General features: G+C 66.6%; 24 protein-coding genes. 11 read left to right on the top strand and 13 right to left on the bottom strand.

What is annotated here, in order from left to right; genetic code table 11:
* Positions 1–58: 58 nt before the first annotated feature.
* Genes WDN01_20975 through WDN01_20965 form a run of 3 tightly spaced genes read left to right on the top strand, consistent with a single transcriptional unit; the run spans position 59 to position 3,041 of the window.
* Positions 59–1,663: a hypothetical protein gene (locus WDN01_20975; protein MEJ0028505.1), complete on the top strand. Its 1,605-nt coding sequence runs from the start codon at positions 59–61 to the stop codon at positions 1,661–1,663.
* Positions 1,660–2,613 (top strand): glycosyltransferase family 2 protein, encoded by a 954-nt coding sequence (locus WDN01_20970; GenBank protein ID MEJ0028504.1) that lies wholly within the window; start codon positions 1,660–1,662, stop codon positions 2,611–2,613. Before WDN01_20975 ends, WDN01_20970 begins: the two co-directional genes overlap by 4 nt.
* Complete coding sequence (locus tag WDN01_20965) at positions 2,610–3,041, top strand: GtrA family protein (protein MEJ0028503.1); 432 nt, start codon at positions 2,610–2,612, stop codon at positions 3,039–3,041. Before WDN01_20970 ends, WDN01_20965 begins: the two co-directional genes overlap by 4 nt.
* A 123-nt stretch (positions 3,042–3,164) precedes the next feature.
* On the opposite strand, the gene modC is transcribed toward WDN01_20965, so the two are convergent.
* Together modC and modB are read right to left on the bottom strand one after the other, a co-directional pair.
* The gene (gene modC, locus WDN01_20960) at positions 3,165–4,268 is read right to left on the bottom strand and encodes a molybdenum ABC transporter ATP-binding protein (protein ID MEJ0028502.1); all 1,104 of its coding nucleotides are present in this window, start codon (positions 4,266–4,268) and stop codon (positions 3,165–3,167) included.
* Positions 4,265–4,957, bottom strand: coding sequence for a molybdate ABC transporter permease subunit (modB, locus tag WDN01_20955; protein ID MEJ0028501.1), 693 nt, complete (start codon positions 4,955–4,957; stop codon positions 4,265–4,267). Before modB ends, modC begins: the two co-directional genes overlap by 4 nt.
* A gap of 107 nt (positions 4,958–5,064) precedes the next feature.
* On the opposite strand from modB, the gene WDN01_20950 reads away from it, so the two are divergent.
* Complete coding sequence (locus WDN01_20950) at positions 5,065–6,738, top strand: hypothetical protein (GenBank protein MEJ0028500.1); 1,674 nt, start codon at positions 5,065–5,067, stop codon at positions 6,736–6,738.
* A gap of 33 nt (positions 6,739–6,771) precedes the next feature.
* Here the strand turns inward: WDN01_20950 and WDN01_20945 are convergent, their stop codons facing one another.
* From WDN01_20945 to WDN01_20925, 5 genes are all read right to left on the bottom strand, one after another.
* Positions 6,772–7,872 (bottom strand): hypothetical protein, encoded by a 1,101-nt coding sequence (locus WDN01_20945; protein ID MEJ0028499.1) that lies wholly within the window; start codon positions 7,870–7,872, stop codon positions 6,772–6,774.
* Between the two features lie 77 nt (positions 7,873–7,949).
* Positions 7,950–8,369, bottom strand: coding sequence for a biopolymer transporter ExbD (locus tag WDN01_20940; protein MEJ0028498.1), 420 nt, complete (start codon positions 8,367–8,369; stop codon positions 7,950–7,952).
* Between the two features lie 46 nt (positions 8,370–8,415).
* On the bottom strand, positions 8,416–8,862 hold the full coding sequence (locus WDN01_20935) for a biopolymer transporter ExbD (GenBank protein ID MEJ0028497.1): 447 nt from the start codon (positions 8,860–8,862) through the stop codon (positions 8,416–8,418).
* 35 nt (positions 8,863–8,897) lie between these two features.
* Entirely contained in the window at positions 8,898–9,722 is an 825-nt protein-coding gene (locus WDN01_20930) for a MotA/TolQ/ExbB proton channel family protein (GenBank protein MEJ0028496.1), read from the bottom strand.
* Between the two features lie 43 nt (positions 9,723–9,765).
* Entirely contained in the window at positions 9,766–10,410 is a 645-nt protein-coding gene (locus WDN01_20925; GenBank protein MEJ0028495.1) for an energy transducer TonB, read from the bottom strand.
* Between the two features lie 571 nt (positions 10,411–10,981).
* Here WDN01_20925 and WDN01_20920 point away from each other — a divergent pair.
* Together WDN01_20920 and WDN01_20915 are read left to right on the top strand one after the other, a co-directional pair.
* Positions 10,982–11,422 carry a VOC family protein gene (locus WDN01_20920; protein ID MEJ0028494.1) on the top strand — a complete coding sequence of 147 codons (441 nt, stop codon included), beginning with the start codon at positions 10,982–10,984 and terminating at the stop codon, positions 11,420–11,422.
* A gap of 3 nt (positions 11,423–11,425) precedes the next feature.
* A complete protein-coding gene (locus WDN01_20915; protein MEJ0028493.1) occupies positions 11,426–12,466 on the top strand; it encodes a low specificity L-threonine aldolase in 1,041 nt (346 codons plus the stop codon).
* A 14-nt stretch (positions 12,467–12,480) separates the two neighbouring features.
* Here WDN01_20915 and WDN01_20910 read toward each other — a convergent pair whose 3' ends face one another.
* Positions 12,481–15,969 carry an autotransporter domain-containing protein gene (locus WDN01_20910; GenBank protein ID MEJ0028492.1) on the bottom strand — a complete coding sequence of 1,163 codons (3,489 nt, stop codon included), beginning with the start codon at positions 15,967–15,969 and terminating at the stop codon, positions 12,481–12,483.
* Between the two features lie 259 nt (positions 15,970–16,228).
* On the opposite strand from WDN01_20910, the gene WDN01_20905 reads away from it, so the two are divergent.
* On the top strand, positions 16,229–17,515 hold the full coding sequence (locus WDN01_20905) for a pentapeptide repeat-containing protein (protein MEJ0028491.1): 1,287 nt from the start codon (positions 16,229–16,231) through the stop codon (positions 17,513–17,515).
* A 140-nt stretch (positions 17,516–17,655) separates the two neighbouring features.
* Here WDN01_20905 and WDN01_20900 read toward each other — a convergent pair whose 3' ends face one another.
* The gene (locus WDN01_20900) at positions 17,656–18,576 is read right to left on the bottom strand and encodes an alpha/beta hydrolase (protein MEJ0028490.1); all 921 of its coding nucleotides are present in this window, start codon (positions 18,574–18,576) and stop codon (positions 17,656–17,658) included.
* Positions 18,577–18,732: 156 nt separating this feature from the next.
* On the opposite strand from WDN01_20900, the gene WDN01_20895 reads away from it, so the two are divergent.
* Together WDN01_20895 and WDN01_20890 are read left to right on the top strand one after the other, a co-directional pair.
* Positions 18,733–19,446, top strand: coding sequence for a hypothetical protein (locus tag WDN01_20895; protein MEJ0028489.1), 714 nt, complete (start codon positions 18,733–18,735; stop codon positions 19,444–19,446).
* Positions 19,436–19,660 carry a helix-turn-helix domain-containing protein gene (locus tag WDN01_20890; GenBank protein ID MEJ0028488.1) on the top strand — a complete coding sequence of 75 codons (225 nt, stop codon included), beginning with the start codon at positions 19,436–19,438 and terminating at the stop codon, positions 19,658–19,660. The genes WDN01_20895 and WDN01_20890 overlap by 11 nt, the downstream gene beginning before the upstream one ends.
* 69 nt (positions 19,661–19,729) lie before the next feature.
* Here the strand turns inward: WDN01_20890 and WDN01_20885 are convergent, their stop codons facing one another.
* The 3 genes from WDN01_20885 to WDN01_20875 form a co-directional block, all read right to left on the bottom strand.
* The gene (locus tag WDN01_20885) at positions 19,730–20,173 is read right to left on the bottom strand and encodes an Hsp20 family protein (GenBank protein MEJ0028487.1); all 444 of its coding nucleotides are present in this window, start codon (positions 20,171–20,173) and stop codon (positions 19,730–19,732) included.
* Positions 20,174–20,298: 125 nt separating this feature from the next.
* Positions 20,299–20,850, bottom strand: a complete 552-nt coding sequence (locus tag WDN01_20880) for a hypothetical protein (protein ID MEJ0028486.1) — start codon at positions 20,848–20,850, stop codon at positions 20,299–20,301.
* Positions 20,851–20,922: 72 nt separating this feature from the next.
* Complete coding sequence (locus WDN01_20875; GenBank protein ID MEJ0028485.1) at positions 20,923–21,351, bottom strand: hypothetical protein; 429 nt, start codon at positions 21,349–21,351, stop codon at positions 20,923–20,925.
* A gap of 245 nt (positions 21,352–21,596) precedes the next feature.
* On the opposite strand from WDN01_20875, the gene WDN01_20870 reads away from it, so the two are divergent.
* Together WDN01_20870 and WDN01_20865 are read left to right on the top strand one after the other, a co-directional pair.
* Positions 21,597–21,920: an SCP2 sterol-binding domain-containing protein gene (locus tag WDN01_20870; protein ID MEJ0028484.1), complete on the top strand. Its 324-nt coding sequence runs from the start codon at positions 21,597–21,599 to the stop codon at positions 21,918–21,920.
* 41 nt (positions 21,921–21,961) lie between these two features.
* Positions 21,962–22,885 carry an alpha/beta hydrolase gene (locus WDN01_20865; protein ID MEJ0028483.1) on the top strand — a complete coding sequence of 308 codons (924 nt, stop codon included), beginning with the start codon at positions 21,962–21,964 and terminating at the stop codon, positions 22,883–22,885.
* A 30-nt stretch (positions 22,886–22,915) separates the two neighbouring features.
* Here WDN01_20865 and hisN read toward each other — a convergent pair whose 3' ends face one another.
* Complete coding sequence (gene hisN, locus WDN01_20860; protein ID MEJ0028482.1) at positions 22,916–23,716, bottom strand: histidinol-phosphatase; 801 nt, start codon at positions 23,714–23,716, stop codon at positions 22,916–22,918.
* Positions 23,717–23,741 lie beyond the last annotated feature (25 nt).

The following is a 23,741-nucleotide window of genomic DNA, read 5'->3' as shown; positions in this document are numbered from 1 at the left end:
GATCCCCAAGGTCTGGTAGAACCTGCCGGGTCTCTCGAGCGCGCGTATCATCCATCCCATGTCCACTGCCGAATCCCGTGTGCTCCGGCTGACCGGCAGGGAATGGCTGTTCCTCGCAGGAACCATGGCCTTCTGGGGCCTTTATGTCCTGTGGCTGGGCAAGGACACGTCCTGGGATTTCCGCAACTACCACTGGTACATCCCCTACGCCTTCCTGAACGGGCGCGAGCACATCGACATGCTCGTGGCGCACCAGGCGACCTACTACAATCCGTTCCAGGACATCCCGTTCTACGTCCTGGCGACGCACACGCCGGCCTGGGTCGCGCTGTTCGTGCTGGGCGCGGTGCAGGGCGCCAATGTCGTGCCGCTCTACATCCTGGGACGCCAGACGCTACGCATCGAGGAGTACAAGCTCGGCGCCGCGGCGCTGGCGCTGCTCGGCCAGACCGGCGGGCTCGGCCTCAACATGTTCGGCACGACCTATCACGACAACACGATGAGCATCTTCATCCTGTCGGCGATCGCGCTTCTTGTCGTGAACCGAAAAAACCTGCGCGAGGGGCCGCTCTGGCTCGGCGCGGCGCTCTCGGCCGGCGCCGGGCTGGCGGTCGGCCTGACGGTCGGCCTGAAGCTTCCCGAATTTCCCTTCGCGGTCGGATTCGCCGCGACGCTGGTCGCGCTGGGCGGAAGCTGGAAGCACCAGCTCGTGCGGCTGGCCGCCGGCGGCGCGGCCGGCCTGATCGGCGTCGCCCTGATGATGGGCTATTGGACCGAGCACCTGCTGGCGACGACGGGCAATCCGCTGTTTCCCTATTTCAACGATGCGTTCAAGTCGCCCTACGCGCTGCCGGCGCCCTATCGCGACATGCGCTTCCTGCCGACGCATTTCTGGAAGGCGGCGCTGTTTCCGATCCTGTTCACGCTCGACTGGGCTGTGGCCGACGACATCCCGTTCCGCGACATCCGCGTCGGGCTCGCCTATGTCGCCTGCATCGCGGCCATCGTCGTGTGGATCGCAGGGCGCCGGTCGAAGGACCCGCTGGTCGTTCCGGGGGCCGCGCTTCCCATCCTTGCTTTCGCCGGCGTGTCCTATCTGGTCTGGCTCAAGATGTTCGCGATCTACCGCTACATCGTCGGGCTGGAGATGCTGGGGCCGCTCCTGATCGCGATCGGGGTGGGCCTGCTGCCGATCCCGCGCCGCACCCAGCTCATCACCCTGGTCGTCTTGCTGTTCGCCGTGGCGGCCACCACCCGCGTCGACTATATCGAGCGCTCCCCGATCAGCGATCCCTTCGTGCAGGCCGACCTGCCCAGGATCGAGCACCCGGAGAAGGCCATGGTGCTGCTGACCGGCAACGGCCCGCTCGGCTTCCTTGCGCCCTCCTTTCCGCGCGAGATCCCCCTGCTGCGCATCGACGGCTGGATGGTACAGCCGCAGGACGGCACCAGGCTGACCAGGATGATGAAGGGCCGGGTCTATGAATGGATCGACAAGAAGCGCGATCTCTACGTCCTGTCCGATGCCTACGACATGGGGCGGGCGCGCGACGCGCTGGCCGAGTACCATCTGCGCATCGACTGGCTGAAATGCACGGTGTTCGACACGAACATCATCGGCGACTATGAATTCTGTCCGCTGTTCAAATGGCCCCGCCAATGACCGACCCGGAAAAAACGGCCAGCCGCATCGCCGTCATCCTGCCCTGCTACAACGAGGAAGCGGCGATCGCCTCGACGGTGCGCGCCTTCCGCGCCGCGCTGCCGCTGGCGCAGGTCTATGTCTACGACAACAATTCCAAGGACCGGACCGCGGAGGTGGCGCGCGAGGCCGGCGCCGTCGTGCGCAACGAGCACCGCCAGGGCAAGGGCAACGTCATGCGCCGGATGTTCGCCGACGTCGAGGCCGAGGTCTATGTGCTCGCCGACGGCGACGATACCTATGACGCCTCGCAGGCGCCGGAGATGATCGCCAAGCTCATCACCGAGGAGCTCGACCTGGTCACCGGACGCCGCGTCCATACCGAGGCCGCCGCCTATCGCGCCGGCCATCTGTGGGGCAACCGGATGCTGACCGGGCTGACCTCGCTGATGTTCGGCATCGAGCTCAAGGACATGCTGAGCGGCTATCGGGTCATGTCGCGGCGCTTCGTGAAATCGTTTCCGTTCACCGCCGCCGGCTTCGCCATCGAGACGGAGCTGACGGTGCACGCGGTGCGCCTCCTGATGCCGATGGCCGAGGTCGACACGCCCTACAAGGAGCGGCCGGCGGGCTCGGCGAGCAAGCTCAACACCTATCGCGACGGCTTCCGGATCCTCTTCACCATCGCCCATCTGGTGCGCGAGGAGCGTCCGCTGTTCTTCTTCGGCGCCATCGCGGCGATCCTCGCCGTGGTATCCGGCATATTCGGCTGGTCGCTGCTGCTCGAATTCATCGCGACCTCGAAAGTGCCGCGCCTTCCGACCGCGCTGCTCGCGACCGGGCTGATGGTGATCGCCTTCCTGTCGCTGATGAGCGGACTGATCCTGGACACCGTGACGCGCGGGCGCTGGGAGGCCAAGCGCATGGCCTATCTGGCGCTGCGCGGGCCGCAAGAACGGCGCAACGCGTGAACCTGGAGCAGAGACTGCGCGCGCTGCTGCGCTCGCGCCTCCTGCGCTTCGGCGCGGTCGGCGCCGCAGGCTTCGTGGTCGACGAGAGCGTGCTGTGGATCTTCCACCACCTGTTCGGCCTGGACCCCTACAGCGCCCGCGTCGTCTCGATCTTCTGCGCCGCGAGCTTCACCTGGTGGGGCAACCGCAACCTGACCTTCGCCGAGCATGCCGCAACCGGCGGCTTCGTCGCACTGGCGCGCGAGTGGTTCAAGTTCATGCTGGCGAACGGCGTCGGCGCGGTCGTAAACTACGCGACCTATACGCTGCTGGTGGCGTTCGCCCCGGCGCCGCTGTGCTATCCGGTGATCGCCACCGCGGCGAGCGTATTCGTCGGCCTGATCTTCAACTTCACGCTGTCGAAACGGTTCGTGTTCCGCGCCGAGTGACGCTCCGCGCCGGCGCAGATCGCCAGAGCGATCATCAGGCCCACGACTATCGCACCGATCCTGCTCACGACACGTCCCTTCCCGTCGGCGCGGTCTTACGCCTTCCGGCCGGGGAGAAGCCAATCACAAGGACGGGAGCACGGCCTGGTGCGCGGCGGGCGCATCGACCGTCACGGATTTGACGATGGCGTAGACCGGCTTTCCCGGCGCCAGCGCCAGGCGCGCTGCCGAGGCGCTTGTGATGCGGGCGATGAGGCGGGTGGCGCCGCACAGGAGCTGGACGTCGGCCTGGAGGCCGTTCTCCGCCACCGCCGCGACCCGAGCCGAAAGGACGTTGTTGGCGCTGATGCCGCGCGGCTCCTCCAGCGCCAGCATGATCTCCTCGGCGCGGACGCGCAGGCGCAGGCGGGTGCCGACCGGATCGGACAGGCGCGAGACGAACAGCGTGCCGCCGTCGAAATCGAGCGCGGTCAGGCCGTCGTCGCGATGGGCCGCCACGGTGGCCGCGATCACCGCGCCCACCGGCGGCGAGCCGGCCAGGGCCGGCAATTCGAGGCCGGTCAGGACGTCGAACACCGAGCCGTGCAGGACGCTGCGCCCCCCCTTCACCACCACGATGTCGTCGGCCAGCCGCGCCACCTCGTCCAGCGAATGGCTGACATAGAGCATCGGCAGTTTCGCCTCGTCGCGCAGGCGTTCGAGATAGGGCAGGATTTCGCCGCGGCGCTGGGCGTCGAGCGCCGCCAGAGGCTCGTCGAGAAGAAGGATTTCGGGAGAGGAGAGCAGAGCGCGGCCGAGCGCGACGCGGCTTTTCTCGCCGCCGGAGAGCATCCGGGGACGACGCGCCAGCAGGGCTTCGAGGCCGAGCAGCGCGACCACGCGGTCGATGTCGCCGGCATCGGCCTTCACGGCGGCGCGGCGCCAGCCGAACAGGAGGTTGTCGCGCACGCTCATATGGGGAAAGAGGCGGGCGTCCTGGAACACCATGCCGGCGCGGCGCTGCTGCGGGGGCACGAAGATGCCCTTGGCCGTGTCGAGCACGGCGCGGCCGTCGATGACGATACGGCCTTCGCGCGGGCGGAAGGTGCCGGCTATCGCCGCGACGACGGTCGACTTGCCGGCGCCGGATGCGCCGAACAGCGCGGTCACGCCGGGGCGCGGCAGGGCGAAATCGACGGCGAGCGCGAAGCCGGGAAAGGCGTGGCGCAGCGAGACCTCGACGCTCATGCGTTCAGGCCGCGGGCGCGGCGCTGGGCGAATTCGGCGAGCGTCATGAAGATCAGTGCGAGGCCGATGGAGAGCAACGACAGGCGCATCGCCTCGGCCTCGCCGCCCGGCGACTGGAGCGCGGTGTAGATCGCGAGCGGCAGGGTGCGCGTCTCGCCCGGGATGTTGGAGACGAAGGTGATGATGGCGCCGAACTCGCCGAGGCTGGCGGCGAAGGCGGTGACGATGCCGGCTGCGATGCCGGGAAGCGCCAGCGGCAGCGTGACGTTGAGGAGCCGGTCCCACCACATTGCGCCCAGCGTCTCGGCGGCGGCGGTGAGGCCGGGATCGATGGCCTCCAGCGAGAGACGGATGGCGCGGACCTGGAAGGGGAAGGTGATGATGGCGGAGGCGAGCGCGGCGCCGGTCCAGCTGAACACGAAGCGGATGCCCAGCGTGTCGAGCAGCCAGCCGCCGAGGGGGCCGCGCGTGCCGAACGCGATCAGGAGCAGGAAGCCGATCGCCACGGGCGGCAGGACCAGGGGGACGTGGATCAGCCCGTCGACCAGCGTCTTGCCGGGGAACTGCGTGCGCGCCAGCAGGAGCGCGGCGGCGAAGGCGAAAGGCAGCGCCGAGAACACCGCAACCGCGGATATGCGCAAGGACAGGAGCAGCGCCTCGCTCTCGGGCGGCGTGAGGAACCCATCCATGCGGCTATGACCGGAAAGTTACTTAACCTTTATATCGGCAGTACCGCCGGCTGACCAAGCTTGACCGACGGGGGTCGTCCAGTACCGTCGCCCTTCAAGGGGGAGACGTGACCAGACCTATCCGAGCCATCGTAGTGCTTGCGGCCCTGCTGCTATGCGGCGCGGCCGACGAGGCGCCGGTGCCGGCCGCCGTTGCCGTGGTGCCGCCGCAGTCGATCTATGTCGTGCGCTTCGACCATTGGACGCCGGCCGACGAGCGCGGCTTCGGCGAGTTCCTGACCTCCATCGGGGATACGGCGTGCCGCACCGTCGATTCCTGCCTGCACGGGCCGGGCAATCCGTTCCGGGCATCCGATCCCGACGGCATCTATTTCCGCGCCGACTGCGCCGACCTGCCCTATGTGCTGCGGTTCTACTATGCCTGGAAACACGGACTGCCTTTCGCCTATGTGTCGCAGGTCGAGCCGCGCGGGCATACGCGCGATATCCGCTACACCGCGCGCGGCAATGCGGCGGCGGAGCGCGTCACGGTCGCGGGCGGCGTCGAAAGCGGCTATGCGGTGATCGAGACGCTGCGCGAGGCGATCTCCTCGGCGACGTTCCGCATCCATCCCGAGCTCGAAGAGCCGCTGGAGCAGGATTTCTATTCGCCGGCGGTTCTGCCCGGCTCGATCCGGCCGGGCACGGTGATCTACGATCCCAACGGGCATCTGGCGACGGTCTACCGGGTCGATCCCGACGGGCGCATCCACTATCTCGACGCCCATCCCGACAATGCGATGACGCGCGGCTTCTACGATCTGCGCTTCGTGCGGGCCTCGCCCGGCATGGGCGCCGGGTTCAAGAACTGGCGGCCGGCCACGCTGGCGGGCGCGGTGCGGCGGCCGGACGGCACCTATGCCGGCGGCCATGTCGTGTTGCCGCCGAACAAGGACATCGCGGATTTCTCGCTCGAGCAATTCTTCGGCAACGGCCCGCGACCGGAAGACGACCGCGACTGGCGCGACGGCAGCTTCACGCTCAGCCAGCAGGCGATGGACTATTACGACTATGTCCGCGCGCGGCTGGCGGGCGGCAGCCTGTCCTTCGATCCGATCAAGGAAGTCCACGACATGGTGGATTCCAACTGCGCCGACCTGCATTACCGCGCCGACGCGGTGGCGGTCGCGATCAGCGCCGGCGTGATGCGGGAGCCCCAGCCCCGCCGCCTGCCGCAGAACATCTACGGGACCGAAGGCGACTGGGAGGTCTATTCGACGCCGTCGCGCGACGCGCGGCTGAAAACCGCGTTCAAGGAATTGCGCGACCAGGCGGCGCGGTTCATGTCGATGTACCAGGCCAGCGATCCGCGGCTGAAATATGCCGGCCAGAATCTCGCCGTCGACATGCTGACGGCCTATGACCGCGAGGCGGCGGCGTGCAAGGTTAGCTACGCGCGGAGCGACGGCTCGCCGGCTTCGTTCGGCTATGAGGACGCGCGCAAGCGGCTGTTCGCGATGTCCTTCGATCCCTATCACTGCGTCGAGCGGCGCTGGGGCGCCAGCGATCCGCGCGAGCTCGGCACCTGCCGCGACGGGGCGGACAAGAGCGCCTGGTACGCGGCCGAGCAGAATCTGCGCAACCAGATCGAGCGCACCTATGACGTGGCGATGGGCTTCTCGCTGGCCGAGCTGCAGGCCCATGTGCCCGGCTCCGGCGTCGCGGCGCCGCCCGACACGGATGTGCGGACCTATCTGTGGCTGATGCGCAATACGGTGCGCGGCAAGCCGAGGGTCAGATGAAGCGACCCTCCCGCAAAGGGAGGGTCGAATGCCTCAATGCGTGCGGGCGTAGATTTCCCAGAGATGGCCGTCGATCTTGGCCTTGGCGTCGCCGTCGGCGCTCGAGAAGGCGCTGATCGCAGCGCCCTTCTGGCCGACGCCGAGATAGGCCATGCCGAGACGGATCTGGGCGTTGGACTTGTCGGTCACGCCCTTGGCGATGCCTTGCTGGATGAACTTCAGCGCATCGGGGAACTTGCCCTGGCCCCAAAGGTCCTCACCGAGCTTGACCAGTGCGTCGCCGTTTCCGGTGGCGGCGACACCGCCGGCCTTGGCGGCGTTCTGACCGGCCTGGCCGCCGGCCATGGCGAGCAGGCGGTTGACGCGGTCGCCGGCGAGCAGCTTCGCCTGGATGCCCTTCTGGATCACGCTCTGCGATTCGGACGCGAAGCCGAGCTGGAGCGCGAGCTGGGCCAGCAGCATGTACTGGTCGGCGGTCTTCAGCGAGCCAGTCATCAGCTTGAGACGGTAGATGTCGAGCGTCTGATGGTCCGTGAGCCCCTTGGTGCCCTCCGCCGTCGACAGGAGCTGGGACCAGTATTCCGGCTTGTTGGTGCGCTGGACGAGCTGTTCGAGCGCCATGCGCATCGATTCATTGTCCTGGGTCTCGTAGGCGCAGCGCATCTGGAGGGTCAGGATCTGCTCGCCGGCGCCGTTGCCGAAATTGTTGCGGATGTAGCGCGAGCACTCCGCGAACTGGCGCGTCAGATAGTAGGACTGGGCCACGAGCTGCATGGTCTGCGCGTCGCCCTTGCCGCGGCCGGCGGCGATGACTTCGCTGTACTTGCCCGCGGTGTAGAGGCCGGCGACGCCGGTCGTCGCATTGGACTTCTGCGCGATGTAGGTTTTGACCTTGTCGATCGCGTCGCGGTCGCCGGCGGTCAGGCCGCCGACGCCTTCCGCCTGGCCGACGCTGGCGCGCGCCGCGCTGAGATTGCCGGCACCGGCCTGGCGGATGGCCTCATTGAGGAATTTGGCGACGGAGGCGCGCGCCGCGGCCTCGGCCGGAACCGTCAACGCCAGGGTGGTCACGCCCACCGTCGCGGTGGAAAGCAGGAGAGCCGCTACAGCGGTACGCAGGGACTTGGACAACATTCTGGAGACCTCTAACCTTCAAAGCGCGGCCTCGGACGCATGCGACCGCATGCCGTCTTCGGCGGTCGCCCCTCACTTTACTGCATGGTTTCGATGCCGGTGAACCCGATATGGGTCACGCCGATACGCTGCGCATCGGCCAGCACCATCGCCACGGAGTCGTACTTCGCCAGCCGGTTCGGCTGGAGATGGATTTCAGGCTGCGGATCGTCGCTCGCCGCGGAGGACAGGTAGCTGTCCAGCGTCGCGCGATCGATCGGCGCGTTGTTCCAGTAGATCTGGCCGTCGAAATCCACCACCAGCGTCACCACCACCGGCGGCGTCGGCGGCGGCTTGGTGTTGGGACGCGGCATGTCGAGCTTCACCGCGTGGGTCTGGATCGGCAGGGTGATGATGAGAAGCGTAAGCAGCACGAGCATGACGTCGATCAGCGGGGTGGTGTTCATCTCCACCATCACCTCGCCTTCGCCGGACTCGTTGCCGATATTCATTGCCATGGGGCGTTACCTTTGTTCCGTCCGTCGATCACATATCCGCCGGTCATCAGGGTGCGTCGTTGCGCGGCTCTGTCAGGAAGCCGACCTTCTGGATGCCGGCGATCTGACAGGCGAACACGACGCGGCCCACCGCCTGGAAACGAACGCCCCGATCGGCACGGATGTGCACTTCGGGAAGCGGCTTGCCGGCGGCGACGGCGCGGCGAAGCGCATCCTCCAGCCTGTCCTTGAGTTCGCTCGAGTCGATGGGGGCGTTGTTGTAGTAGATGTTTTCGTCCTTATCGACGGCGATGACGATATTTTCGGGCTTCGTGATCGTCGCGATGTTGCGATAATTCGGAAGCTGGACCTGCACCGTCTTCACGATCACCGGAATGGTGACCAGGAAGATGATGAGAAGCACGAGCATCACGTCCACCAGCGGGGTGGTGTTGATGGTCGTGTTCAGATCCGGATCGTCGCCGTGATCGGCGGACTGAACATTCATAGCCATGGATGATTACTCCGCGCGCTTGCCGCGTTCCCTGGCTACTTGCTCTTGGTGATCAGGTAGGTCTGCAGGTCGCCCGCGAAGCCGCGCAGCTTTTCCTGGATGACCTTGTTGCGGCGAACGAGGTAGTTGTAGATCAACACCGCGGGCACCGCGACCATCAGACCGATGGCGGTCATGATCAGCGCCTCACCGACGGGACCCGCGACCTTGTCGATCGAGGCCTGACCGGCGACGCCGATCGCGATGAGCGCCTGCAGAATGCCCCACACCGTGCCGAACAGACCGACGAAGGGCGCGGTCGAGCCGACCGACGCGAGGAAGGCGATCGAGCCCTGAAGGCGCGAATTGGCGTCCTCGAGCTGGCGGGTCAGCGACATCGCGATCCAGTCGTTGAGGCCGACGAGGCTGGTGCCGCCCTGGCTGGCGCGGATGCCGGCATCGGCGACGCTGCGGAACATGGAGTTCTTGGGCAGCTTGTCGACGCCTTCGGCCAGCGTGCCGGAGGTCCAGAAGCGCTTCTCGACCGTGCGGGCCTGGGTCAGAATCCGCGACTGCTCGAAGAACTTCATGAAGAAGATGTACCAGGTGCCGGCCGACATGACGGCGAGCAGGGCCAGAACGGTCAGCGAGACCGGATTGCCCTTCTTCACGATGTCTTCCAGACCGTAGGGATTGTCCGTCGAGGCCGGGGTCGGCGCCGGTGCGGTGATCGCAGGCGTGGACGGCGCGGGCGCCGGTGCAGCGGTCGGAGCGGCCATGGTGGGCTCCGGCGGAGGGGTGGTCTGGGCGAGAGCCTGGCTGGCGCCGAGGCCCGAAATCAGGACGAAGGCGGCTGCGATCGTCAGGGTCTTCAAGGTCATTTTCCTACTACTCCGTGAGTCCAGAAGAGACAAAGCTGGGGTGCTAGTTGAGTTTGAACTGAATGATGGCCTGGTGACCGGGCGTCGCAACCGGCGTATCCCCCTGCATCGCAGGGGTATTGCGCCACTTGGAGGAAACGCAGTTCACGGCCGCTTGATCCAAACGGTCGGAACCGCTCGATTTGACGATACCGACATTGGAGATCGAACCGTCGGCCCCGACGTCGTAGTGAATGAGCACATTGCCGGTCTCGTTCAGCTTGGCGGCGAGCGGGGGATAGTAGGACTGGCAGTCATGCGTACGGCCGACCGCCTTGGACGGCGTGACGACCGGGGCCTGCACCGGCGCCGGCGGCGTCGGCGCGACGGCCTGCACCGCGGTGATCGCATTGGTCACCGGCGCGTCCGTCGCGATGTTGATTTCCGGCGGCGGCACGAAGGGCGGCGGCGGCTTCGCCAGATCCGGCGGCGGCGGCGGCGGCGGCTTCACATCGTCCTTCGGCTGCACGACTTCGGCTTTCAATTCCTCGGGCAGCTTTTCGATCAGGCCCGCCTTGAGGCCGGCGATCAATGCGAAGGCAAGACCGATATGAATCCCGACGACCACCAGAAGGCTCACCGAGCGCGTGCTCGTTCCTTCAACGGTGCTGGGGATGTGAGCTCTCAGATCGTGTGTTGGTTGTTCCATGGGTCTTTCGTCGCCTACACAAAACTAATCCCGGCGCGATGGCACCGGGATTGGCGGATTTGGGCCAAAGTACGCGTCCCCCTCCCGGCACCGGTTAGCGTCCGATGCTCCCTTTTTCTTAAAGCCAACGTAATCACGGTTCGCAAGGGGGGTCTAGTCTTTCGATTTGGTAAACGCAACTTCGTGAACAGGCTAGTTAATCCGGCATGCACGGCGGCGCGGCAGATGCCCGCTAGGAAGGCACGCCTGCCGTCATGATCAATTCACACGACAGCCGCATGACGCCGCAAAACCGGCCGAATTCCGCGGACGCTTTCGAGAGGCGATCTTAGCGTCGGAATGTTTCTCCCAGGCCCGTTTGGAGAGCATTCCCGGATGCGGCTAATCGTTCCACCGAACGTCCACGCCTGGAAAATTCGCATCGCATGGTGGCGAAATTACGCCTCTCGCGCTGCAACATGGATCGCGGATGCGCGGCGAGTCGACCGCGGCCGCGCAAGGACAACACTCCTCGCCGCCGAATTCGTTGCTAACATGCGCGCGAAACCCGCGCCTTCGAAGGAATGACGGAATGCGCTATCTCCACACCATGGTCCGCGTCGGCGATCTCGATGCCGCGTTGGATTTTTATTGCGCGAAGCTCGGGCTGACGGAACTTCGCCGCATCGAGAACAAGATGGGCCGCTTCACGCTGGTCTTCCTGGCCACGCCCGAGGATGCCGCGACCGGCAGCGGCGACGGTATCCCGATGGTTGAGCTCACATACAATTGGGACGAGAAAGATTATTCCGGCGGACGGAATTTCGGCCATCTCGCCTACCGGGTCGGCGACATTTACGCAGTATGCCGACGATTGATGGACGGCGGCGTCACGATCAACCGTCCGCCGCGCGACGGCAACATGGCCTTCGTGCGCTCGCCCGACGGCATCTCCATCGAGCTGTTGCAGGACGGCGGCCCGCTGCCGCCGCAGGAGCCCTGGGCCTCGATGCCCAATGTCGGAAGCTGGTAGGGCATGAATTTCGCGAGCGACAACCATTACGGCGCCTCGGCGAAGATCCTCGCGGCGGTGGCGGCCATCGGGCAGGCGCCAGCGCCGGCCTATGGCGGCGATCCCGTCACCCAGCGCGTGACCGCGCGCCTGGACGAGATTTTCGCGCGCGAGGTCGCGGCCTATCCGGTGATCAACGGCACGACCGCCAATGCGCTGTCGCTCGCGACGCTGGTGCCGCCGCATGGCGCGATCCTGTGCCACGCCGAGGCGCATATCGCGGTCGACGAATGCGGCGCGCCGGAATTCTTCACCCATGGCGCCAAGCTCGTGCCGATCGAGGGCGGCGACGCCAAGCTGACGCCGGATGCGATCGAACGGGCACTCAAGCATTTCCAGAAGGGCTTCGTGCATCACGCCCAGCCGGCGGCGATCAGCCTGACGCAAGCGACCGAACTCGGCACGGTCTATACGCCGGACGAATTGAAGGCGATCTCGGCGGTGGCGCGCGATCATCGGCTGAAGCTGCATGTCGACGGGGCGCGGTTCGCCAATGCGCTAGTCGGGCTCGGCTGCACGGCGGCGGCGCTGTCGTGGCAGAGCGGGGTGGACGTGCTCTCCTTCGGCGCGACGAAGAACGGCGCGCTGGCCGCGGAGGCGGTGATCTTCTTCGATCCCAAGGACGCGGCCGATTTCGAATACCGGCGCAAGAAATCCGGCCACCTGCTGTCGAAGATGCGGTTCGTCTCGGCGCAACTGGAAGCCTATCTCGACGGCGATCACTGGCTGGCCAATGCCAGGCACGCCAACGGGCTGGCGCAGCGCCTCGCCCAGGGCCTGGCGCGGGCGGAGGACGTCACGGTCGCCCATCCGGTCGAGGCCAATGCGGTGTTCGCGCGCATGCCCGTGGCGCTCGCCAAGAGGCTGCGCGCGGCGGGGGCGGTGTTCTACGACTGGGGCGTGCCGCAAGACGGGCTCGTGCTGGCGCGGCTGATGCTCTCCTTCGCCACGCCCGACGCGGACGTGGCGAAGCTGATCGAGGCGGCGATGTCACCCTCTCCTTGAGGGAGGGTCGATTCTTAGATGCGGCCCAGCAGCGAGAGCGTGCCGACCTGCTCGGTGGCGCTGTTGGAGCCGCGCACGAAGTCGTAGTTCAGGCCGATGGTCCAGTTCTCGGTCGTGGCGTTGAGCGCCGCGCCCGCGACGACATTGCCGCGCGACGGATCGGGGCCTTGGATCGTGAACAGCGCGCCGGGGTCCTTGGCCAGCGTGCCCGGATTGTCGGCGAACTGGGCGCGCAGCTTCACCGGATCGTCCAGGAAGTCGAAGCGGTAGCCGAGCCGCGCCGAAGGCTGCAGGAAGAAGTCGCCAAGGCTGATGCTGGTGCGAATCTCGTCGCCCAGGAACACGCGCAGCGAATTGGCGTAATAGGGCTTGACGGTCAGGTCCATGCCGACGCCGCCATTGGCCTCGGTGAAGCCCTCCTCGCGCAGCGTCATGCCGTCGAGGGAGATCTGCGGGATGTTGATCAGGCCGCCATATTTCATCTGGGCGCCGATGGTCAGGCCGAGCGAGGCCAGGAGGCCGGCGCGCTTGCTGTCGGCTTCGCGGGTGAAGGTGGTGTCGGCCGGCACCGTCGGCGAGGCCGGGATGTCGAGGATCAGCATGCGCTTGCCCTTGAAATCGCCGTAGCCGACATTGACCTGGCTGTCGACGAAGAGGCCGCGGCCGCGCCAGGTGCTGTAGCCGGTCAGCATGTACCAGAGCGTCTGGGTCTTGGAGTTGCGGTCGCCGGTCTCGGCCACGTCGCCGGTGTAGAAGGTGAAGGCGGCGCCGTACCAGCCGGTGGACGGCGAGCCCTCGTCGAGGCCCATCGAGAAGCCGAAGCCGTGGTCCTTGAAGCCGCTGAGGTTCACCTCGCCGCAGGTCGCGGCGGTGCAGGTGGCGGGCTCGTTGACGCCCGGCACGCCCTTCACGTTCTGGCCGTGCGTCGCCATGTACTCGCCGAACTGGTTGCCCCAGAGGGTGAGCTCGCCCTCTTCCTTGGCGAAGAGGCGCAGGTCGCGCAGGCGCGCGCCGACCTGGCCGGTCGCCTGGTCGGTGAGCGAGATCGCGACGGCGCGGATGCCGCCCGAGACGTCGGGCGCAAAGGCGTCATAGGCGGCTTGGGCGTCGGCCTTGGAGTTGATGCCGGCGATCATCGCGGCGCCGAGCGCGGTGTCCTTGGCGATGGCGATGTTGGCGAGCGGCTGGATGGCGCGTGCATAGCCGGTCAGACCGAGCTGATCGACCGACTTGGCGGTGATCTGCAGCAAAAGATTGGTATGGCCCGCGGTGTCGTTGGCCTTGCTGATCGACGCGCTGCTGAACAGGAAGGGCAGCGTGCCGCCATTGCTGCCGTCGACCTGGGAGCTGTAGCGCTGCACATCGGCGTCGCTGACATTGAGCATGCCGGTCGGCGTCTGGATCAGGACGAAGGAGCCGGTCTCGGTGATGAAGCTGCCATAGGTCACGTTGAGCTGGGCGCCGCCGCCGATCGTGACCATGTTGGACGCCGAGATGACGGGCGCCGTCGTGACGCCCTGGGTCACGGAGATGTTCAGCGTGCCGGCATTGGTGATGCCGTTCGAGGTCGAGCCGCCGGCGACGGTGAAATTGCGGGTCGCGAGCGTGGTGCCGACATTCTGGACCGACAGCGTGCCGGTCCCGTCGATCTGCACGTCGAGCGTGCCCTGCGCGGTGATCGCGCCGGCGACATTGGCGAACTGGCCGACATGGAGGAAGTCGCCCGCGCCCCGGCTTCCAACGGCTCCCAAGGCCACATTCGTGCTCTCGCCCGAACTCGAAAAGCCGAAATTGACCGCGCCGCTCTGGACCGCGACGCCGGAGGGGCCGTTGCCCTGGACGAAATAGGTGTCGCTGCCCGAACCGAACAGCACGTCGCCCTGCACGAGGCCGCTGTTGGTGAAGTTCAAGCCCACCGTGTTCAGCGACGCGTCGACCGCATGGGTTACGGGCACGACGCCGCCGGTGAGCGTCAGCGACGCGCCGGTGGTCGCATCGCTCAGCGTCGCTACGGCCCGGATCGATCCGGCGTTGTTGATCGTCGTCAGCGAGTTGGAAATGTCGCGGATGCCGATCGCCGACAGCGTGCCGATCGTCGTTCCGGTCGGGACGCTGGCCGACGCGCTCGCGATGATGCTCGCGCCGCGCTCGACGTCGATCCTGGGCACGCTGGTGACGATCGCCGTGGTGCTCGGCGTGCCGTCGATGGAGATCGCGGTCGCGACGCCGCCCTGCGGCCCGCTGACGATCGCCGAAATCGAGCCACCGCTCGAGCCGTCCGTCGAGGTCTGCGACGAGACGCGGATCGAGGGCAGCGTGACGTTGCTTCCGATCTCCAGCGCCGTCGCGCTGACGACATTGCCCGGCGTCGAACTCGTGGCGCCGGCGGTGATGGTACCGGACGTCAGCAAGCCGTTGCCGCCGAACACGATCGGGACGGACATTGTGCCGCTGATCTGGATGGCTTCGGCGCTGACATTGGGATCCTCGGGCGAGGCGAGGATGCTGCCGCGATTGATGAAGCTGTAGGTCGGGTTCGCGGTGTCGGCGCTGTCCACGCCGATGGTCATGGTCTGGCCGGCGGCGATGAGCGGGCTGGGCGTGATCACGATGGTCGGCGCCTGCTGCGTGCCATTGCCGGAGATCGTCGCCGAGACGGTGCCGTCGGAGCTGCTGGCCGGGCCATTGTTCAGGATGCCGCCGGCAATGCTGTTCTGGATGATCAGGACGCTGCCGCCTTCGACATTGGGCTTGTTCGGATTGCGGATGCCGACGCCGGCGACGGCCAGCGTGCCGGAATTGGCGAACGTGCCGATCTCGGTGCAATTCGGCGTCACGGCCTTGTTGCAGGCGTTGATCGCGCCGCCGATGACGATGCCCTGCGCGCCGTTTCCGGTGGCGCTCCAGGACGCGCCGCTGGAAATGATGACGTTGCCGTTGGTCGTGCCGAGCAGGCTGGCGAGCATGGTTCCCGACACGGTGCTGGAATTCGCGGTCGATGGCGCCATGCTCATCGTGCCGCCGAGGGTCCAGTCGCCGTTGAGGGTGGCGGTGGAGTCGCTGGCCACGCCGATCGACGAATCGCCGACGATGGTGACCGCGGAGCCGGTATCGAGCGTGATGTTGCCGTTGAAGAAGCTGGTGCCGGTCAGATAGACGGCCTTCTTGGTGGTGCCGCTGCCGCCCAGCGCGATCGTTCCGTTGCTGAGGAAGGAGCCGGTCAGGCCGCTCGCATTGATCGCGACGGCGGTCTGCGAATCCTGGTCGGCCCCGGTCAGCGCGCCGCCATTGTTGACCGTATTGCTCGAATCGATGGTCAGGAGCGCCGCGGTGGCCGACTTGAAATTGATGCCGGCGCCCGAATCGATCGTGAGATCGCCCGTCGCGCTGGTCTTCTGCGCGGTGGTGACCACGGTCTTGAGTTCCGTCGGGCCGACGGCCAGGGCCGGGGTGGACAGCAGCGCGGCCGCGGCGGCCGAAAGCATAAGAGCACGCTTGTTCAAGTCGAACCTCTTGTAACCGTGGCCAAATTGGAAACCGAAGGGGGTTAGCCCGGACCCCGCGCTTCGTCTCGCCCTCGCTCAGCGCCGCCGGCATCGCCCCCGGGATAGGCCGCAGCGGGCGCACCATAACCGATTTTCCGGAAAGTCACCTAGCCGCTGGCCGCCCAGAAGGCAAATTTCCGCTTCTTAATCAGGTATTAGCCCGCAAGACGCCACACTGGACCTGTCCCACAGTTAATGCCGCAGAAGCGCGAACCCGATGACAACCCGCAGCCGCACCAGCTTCGCCAAGCTCAGCCAGAAAGAGGCGTCGGCGGCCGCCGCGCGTCACGAGATGCTGTATTCGGGGCGGATGGGCGGGGCGCGCGCCGTCTTCGCCTTCACCGATCTGTCGGGTCTGGATCTGTCCGGCCGCAATCTCGCGGACGCCGATTTCACCGGCGCGATCCTGGAGGAGACGAATTTCACCGGCGCGCGGCTCGATTCGTCGAGCTTCTTCGGCGCCGATCTGCGCCGCGCCAATCTCTCCCATGCCAGCGTCCGGCGCGCCGACCTGCGCGGCGCCTGCCTGCGCGGCGCCAACATGATCAGCGCCGATCTGTTCGAGGCCGATCTGCGCGAGGGCACCATCGCGGAGAAGGACAAGTACGGAAACCTGCGCGTGCTGCAGCACGACATCGGGCCGTCGGAGATGCCGACCGCGCTGATGCATTCGGCCAATCTGGAGCGCGCCAAGATGTCGGGCGCCATCGCGGTGCAGGCGGACTTCACCGACGCGATCATGAAGGGCTGCCGGCTGGTGCGCGCCAATCTGCGCCAGGCGCGGCTGACCGGCGCCAATCTCGAGAACGCCGACCTGTCGGGCTGCAACCTGACGGGCGCGGACCTGAACGGCGCGATCCTGGTCGGCTGCCGCCTCGACTTCGCGGTGACGCAGGGCGCCGATTTCAGCGAGACGCTGACCGAGCAGGCGATGGGAAAGCTGCCCGACGAGCTGACGGTACCGATCGAGGACCTGCTGGACAGCCATGCGCGCTGGGTCGAGAGCGACGGCCGCGAAGGCAAGCCGGCGGATCTTTCCAACATGGATCTGCGCGCGGTGACCTCGCTGGGGCAACGGCCGCTGACCGCGCTGATCGCGCCGGGCGCCCTGCTCTACGGGATCAACCTCGAAGGCGCCTCGCTGCAGGGCAGCAATCTCGCCGGCGCCGATCTGCGCTCCTGCAAGTTCGGCGGCGCCGATCTGCGCGGGGTGAATTTCGTCGGCGCCCGGCTCGCCCATGCCGATTTCCGCGACGCGCGGATCGGGCCTTTGATGATCTCCGATGCGCGGCTGCTGCCGGCGCGCATGGACCGCGCGGTGGCGCGCTATGCCGATTTCCGCGGCGCGGATTTGAGGCGCGTGCGCTTCACGGCCGCCGACCTCGCCTATGCGAACATGACGGACGCCGACCTGCGCGACGCCGACCTGACCGACGCCGACACGCAGGGAACGAAGATGCCGATGGTGTTCGCGGAAAGCGACAAGCTGACGGCGGCGCAGTAGGCGCGCAAATCGCGATATCGCGATTGCCATTTCCGCGCAGGCGGGAATCCGGCTTGGCCGCAAGCGACTCTGGATGCCCGCCTGCGCGGGCATGACAGTCTGGAAGTATCCAACAGAAGCGACGCTTTGCTGCTGCGCGACTACTGCGCGGCGTTCGCCTGGACGGATGTGCGGCTGCGGATGAACTGGCCGAGGCGCTGCAGGCTCACCTTCGCTTCCGGCACATGGCGGCTCGCCTGGAACAAGTGCTGCATCCCGTCATAGATCTCCACGCTCACCGGCACGCCGGCATCGGCGGCGCGGTCACCGATGCGCGAGGCGTCGTCGCGCAGCATCTCCAGGCTGCCGGAATGGACCATCACCGGCGGGAAATCCTTGAAGTTCGCGAAAGCCGGCGAGGCGTAGGGATCGGACGGATTGGTCTTCTTCAGATAATGGCGGGCGCTGACGAACAGCAGCTCCCAGTTCAGCACGTTGTCGGACTTGGCGTTCTGCAGCACCGACCAGCCGGAGAGCGAAAGATCGGCCCAGGGCGACATCGCCACGCAGCCGGCCGGCATCGGCAGGTTGGCGTTGCGCGCGGCGTGCAGCACCGCGAAGGCGAGGCCGCCGCCCGAGCCGTCTCCCGCCAGGATCACCTGGCTCGGCGAGACGTTCTTGGCGATCAGATGGCGGTAGGCGTCGATCCCGTCGCGCACCGCGGCGGGGAAGGCGAATTCCGGCGCCAGGCGATAGGCGAGCGCGAAGGCCGTCGCCTCCCCGGCCTGGGCCAGCCGGGCGATCAGGGCGCGGTGGGTCTCGGGCGAGCCGGCGATATAGCCACCGCCATGGAAATAGAGGATCAGCCGGTCCGGCGAGGAATTGGGCATGCGCACCCACTCGCCCTTGAGGGGGCCGACCTGAGCCGGCTCGAACACCGCCTCGCGCGGCGGGGCGCCGAAATGGTCGGAAATGTAGGTGTATTGGCGGCGGAGCTCGGCGATGTCGGTTTCGGCGCTGGCGCCCTTGGGGCGTCCCATGCGGCGGAAACGGTCGACGAACGAACTCTGCCAGGAGGGCATGGGCCACTCAAAATAGGTCGGCTATCACTATCGCCGATACCGCTTCCTGTCATCCGATTAGAAAATCACGGCCAAACGGCCGCCATTCGCCAAACCGATTGACCGCCGCGTAACCCTTAGGTTACAGTAACCCATGGGTTACATCGGAAGCTGACAATGTTCGAAAAACCTCTCGACGGCGACATCGTCGCCAGAATCGAAGCCAGGGATCGCGCGACGCGGCGCATGTTTTGGGTCCTGATCGCGCCGACCGTGTTGCTGGTCGCAGCCTTCGCCGTGCTGTTCGCGACGGGTCGAACCGAAGTGTTGCAGAGCCAAGGCGTACAGATCGGCATCCTGTTCGTAGGTTGTATCATACTCTTCGCGCTACTTAAAAGACGGCAGTTTCGCCCCGGCGTCTATGTCGATATTTCCGACCCGCGCATCGTCCGCAGGCGGATCGACACCCATCACCGCGCTTTGCGGCTGTTTTTATGGATCGGCATCCTTGCATCCTTTTCGAACGCCTTGAGCTATGGCGTCAGCTTCAATCGGCTCGAACACGTCGCCCGCTTCCTGGCGCTCGGCGCCGGAGGGATGATGATCCTCACCACCGCCTTGTTCCTGGCGCCGCTGATGATCGGTCCCGGCTGGTTCAATCGCGGGCTGCGCGACATCCTCGACGACGAATATATGCGCGCCCTGCGCGGGCGCGCGATGCGGCTCGGCTACCGCGCCGCGATCGCGGCCGTGGCGGCCGCGCTGATCGCCACGCTCTGGCGCCCCGATTTCGCGCTGCCGAGTCTGACTTTGGCGCTCAATGCCGGCTTCGCCATCCCCGCGCTCTATTATGTCGTCGCCGATTGGCGGGCGAGCCGCTATGACGGCTGAGCGGCACCTCGGCAACCGCCTCAAGGAATTCCGCACGGCACGAGGACTGACCCAGACCGATCTGGCAGCCCTCGCCGGCGTTTCGCGCAAGACGATCAACACGGTCGAGAATTCGATCTTCGTGCCGTCGACGCTGCTGGCCCTGACGCTCGCCAGGACGCTGGACGCCACGGTCGAGCAATTGTTCTTCCTTATCGACGAGGAGAGGACATGAGCGGCGCGCCAAACGAAAAGGCCGGGCGATGCCGCCCGGCCTTTCCCATTTGGCGTATGTCCGCCGCGATCAGGCGGCCTTGGCCTGGCCCTCGATGGCCTTCAGCTCCGGCGCGTTGATCGCGATCTTGCGCGGCTTCTTCTCTTCGGGGACGACGCGCTCCAGGTCGATATGGAGCAGGCCGTTCTCGAGCTTCGCGGCGCGGACTTCCACATGCTCGGCAAGCTGGAAGCGGCGCTCGAAGGCGCGGCCGGCGATGCCCTGATGCAGATAGCTGGACTTGGCGCCCTCTTCGCGCTTGCCGACCAGCGTCAGCACGCCATCGCGCACCTCCACGGCCAGGTCCTTCTCGGCGAAGCCGGCGACGGCGACCGAGATGCGATAGTGCGTCTCGTCCGTGCGCTCGATGTTGTAGGGCGGGTAGCCGTTGCCCGCGTCGACGGCCTGGTCAAGCATGTTGAACAGATGGTCGAAGCCGACGGTCGAACGGAAATAGGGGGTAAAATCGCGCATGGGTACAACCTCCTGAAAGCGTTGCGGTTTTGGCCCCGTCCACCATGGACCGGAGCCGTTTTCAAGCCTCGGACGCCCAACGGGGCCGTCCGACAAGCACTAGGTGGGGAGGCGTGCCAGAACGTTCAAGAGGGGAATTCGCGCAGGTCCAGGAGCGGTTCGGCGAGTTCCACCGTGTCGAACAGTTCCGGCGTGACCCGGACCCGCCCGGAGGGGCGCAGCGGCGAGACATCGATATGGGTCACGGTCCGGCGCGTGCCGTCCGCGGCCGGGCTTCCCAGCGGGGCCGCGATCTCTTCGAGGAGCACGGCCCGTCCATCGGGGCGGACGGCGCGCCGCCGGTAGCGGAAGAGCGTTCCGGCCGCCGTCCGCCTGAACCGGTCCAGGCGCACCTCGCGGTGATCCGGCCGTGCCATGCCCAGAAAGTCCACGTCCAGGGAGGCGCCCCCCAGGGCGAAGGCGATCGCCTCGCCCACGCGCAAGACGCGGACGCCGCCACCGGCTTCGACGGTGAGGGTGACGCAGTTGCGCGCGGCTTCGGCGTCCTCGGGGACGGCGGCGAGGGCGACACCGTCATCCGTCCAGAGCGACAGCCACCAGCGCAGGAACCGCTGACTGTCCGGCGAGAAGGAATATTCGCCAAGCGCCCGTGCGACCGCAGCCTTGTCGAAACGCAACGTCCATCCCTCCACGGAGCATTTGCGAGACTATCAAAGGCGAAACGGCGCGGAAAACGAATAGTGCGAAATTCACCGCCAGATGAGGTGACTCAAGCCCGCGCTCCAGAGCACGACCAGGATGAGATAGGTCAGGACGTCGATGTGCCAGGCCTTGAAGGGATAGCCGAACAGGTCGGTCGCCAGCGTCAGCAGCCAGGCGCCTTCTTCGGCGTTGTGCGGGTCGCGCCACCGGCCCGAGCGGATCAGCGATTCGATGTTGTTCAGCACGCAGGAGTTCTTGTTGAACTGCCACTGGATGGCGACGAGCGGCAGGAAAAAGACATAGAACACGAGCGCGGCGTGCAGCGGCACGGCCCAGCCCAGCACGATATAGATCATCACGGCGAAGTGCAGATAGAAGCAGAAATTGCCGAGGCCGTCGCGCGCTTCGGCGGCGCGAGAGGGCAATGCGCCGGCGGCGGCGGGGCCCTCATCGTCGTCCTTGTCCGCGGCGCTCATGGGATGCGCGCGCGGCGCGCCGGCCAACCGCGATCGCCTGGCGTGCCTTCCTGGGCGAATCGTATTGCCGTCATCGGGCGATCCATCGCGGACATGTCGCGCCCCATCCTTCCCTCCGGCAGGTTCTGCCCTTTGCGCATGCAATGCAATCTGGGCGGCGCCCAGTTGTCTCAGGGGGCGCAAGTGCTAATAATCCCGGCCATTCCTGCCTATCCGGCAGGCGCGCTTTCGAAAAGGATTTCGTCATGAGCTCGCCAGCGGTCCAGCAGATCATCGAGCAGATGGCCGGCGCGATCGGCGCCAATTCCGGACTCGGCGGCACGCTGAAATTCGATTTCGGCACCGACGGCAGCGTGCTGATCGACGGCAAGTCGACGCCCAATTCGGTGAGCGACGGCGCCGGCAAATCGGCCGACACGACGCTGACCCTGTCGCTCGACGATTTCGGCAAGATGGTCCGCCGCGAGCTCGACCCGACCTCGGCCTTCATGCAGGGAAAGCTGCGCGTCGCCGGCGACATGGGCCTTGCCATGAAGCTCGGGCCCGTTTTGCAGAAGGCCGGCGGCTGAGCGATGCGAACGGCGAATAGGGGGGCCATTCGCCGTCCAGCATGAGCCCACCGGTCTTCTCGCCCCATTTCATCGTCACGCGATCGGCGGCGCGGCTGCGCACCGCGCTGTTCCCGCCGACGCCGGGCGCGGCCGAACGCGGCGTGCTGGTGCTGCTGCACGGCCAGACCGAGTTCATCGAGAAATACGGCGAGGTGATCGGCGAGCTCCAGGCGCGCGGCTTCATCGTGGCGACGTTCGACTGGCGCGGCCAGGGCGGATCGAGCCGCGCGGTTACCGATGCGCGCAAGGCGCATGTGCGCGACTTCGCGGAGTTCGACGAGGATCTCGCGACCTTCCTCGACCAGGTGGTGCGCCCGCTCGATGCCGGCGCGCCCTTCGCGCTCGCCCACTCGATGGGGGCGCATATCCTTTTGCGCACGCTGCACGACCGGCCGCGCGCCTTTTCGGGCGCCGTGCTCAGCGCACCGATGCAGGGGGTCTCGACCCGCGGCACGCCGGTCTGGGCGGCGAACCTCTTGACCGGGGCGATGAACCGGTTCGGCCGCGCGCAGGACTGGGTGCTCGGCATGGAAGGGCGCGATCCGGCCAAGCTGACCTTCGAGGACAATCTGGTGACCTCGGACCGCATCCGCTGGGCGCGGGCGCAGAGCGTGATCCTCAAGAATCCCGAGCTGCGGCTGGCGGGACCGACCTGGGGCTGGCTGAAAGCAGCGGCCGCTTCGATGGCGAAGGAGATGGCGCCGGGCTATGCCGAGGCGATCGACGTGCCGGTGCTGGTGTGCGGCGCGGGCAAGGACCGCATCGTCCTGACGCCGGCGATCCGCGATTTCGCGCACCGCCTGCCGCGCGGCACCTATGTCGAGTTCGAGGATTCCGAGCACGAGATCCTGATGGAAAACGATTCCATCCGGGCGCGGTTCTGGAAATGCTTCGACGATTTCGCCGCGGCGAATAATATTTAAGTTTCCTCCCCGCAACAGCGGGGGAGGAAATTATTCGTTCAACAGACCCATCACCTCGTCATGCAGCCGCGCATCGCCCGCCGCCAGCACCTGGCCGCCTTCGGCGCAGCTTCCGCCCTGCCAGTTGGTGATGACGCCGCCGGCGCCTTCGATCAGCGGGATCAGGGCAGCAACGTCCCAGCGGCGGAAGGTCGATTCCACGATCACGTCGCAGAAGCCGAGCGCCATGGTGCCGAAGATGTAGCAGTCGCCGCCCCAGCGGGTGAGGCGGGCCTTCTTCTGCACGCGGCGGAACGCGGCCCATTCGCCTTCCTGGTAGAAGGCGTCGGGATGGGTGGCGCAGAGGATGGCATCCTTGAGCGCGACGCCCTTGCGGGTCTGGAGCGGGGTGATCGCGCCCCTGAAATGCAGCTCGGCCTGACCGTTGGCGCCGACGAAGCGCTCGCCGATCCAGGGCTGGTCGAGCACGCCGAGGACGGGCTTCAGATCGTCTTCCAGCGCGATCAGCGAGCCCCATTCGTGGCGGCCGTTGATGAAGGCGCGTGTCCCGTCCACCGGATCGAGCACCCAGCGCAGGCCGGTGGTGCCGGGCTTCTCGCCGAATTCCTCGCCCAGGATGCCGTCCTCGGGCCGCTCCCGGTCGATGATGGCGCGGATGGCCTTTTCGGCGTTCTTGTCGGCCTCGGTGACGGGATCGAACACCTCCTGGCCCTGGATCACCGGGCGCTTGTCGGCGATGTCCAGGCGCTGGCGGAAATAGGGGCGGATCACCTCGCCTGCGGCGTCGGCAAGGCGGTGAGCGAAGGCGATGGTTTGCGCGGGAACGGTCATCGGAATCTCCAGAACCGCACTATAT

The sequence above is a fragment of the Rhizomicrobium sp. genome (assembly GCA_037200985.1).
GTDB lineage: Bacteria > Pseudomonadota > Alphaproteobacteria > Micropepsales > Micropepsaceae > Rhizomicrobium.
This window is presented reverse-complemented; position numbering and strand designations above follow the sequence as displayed.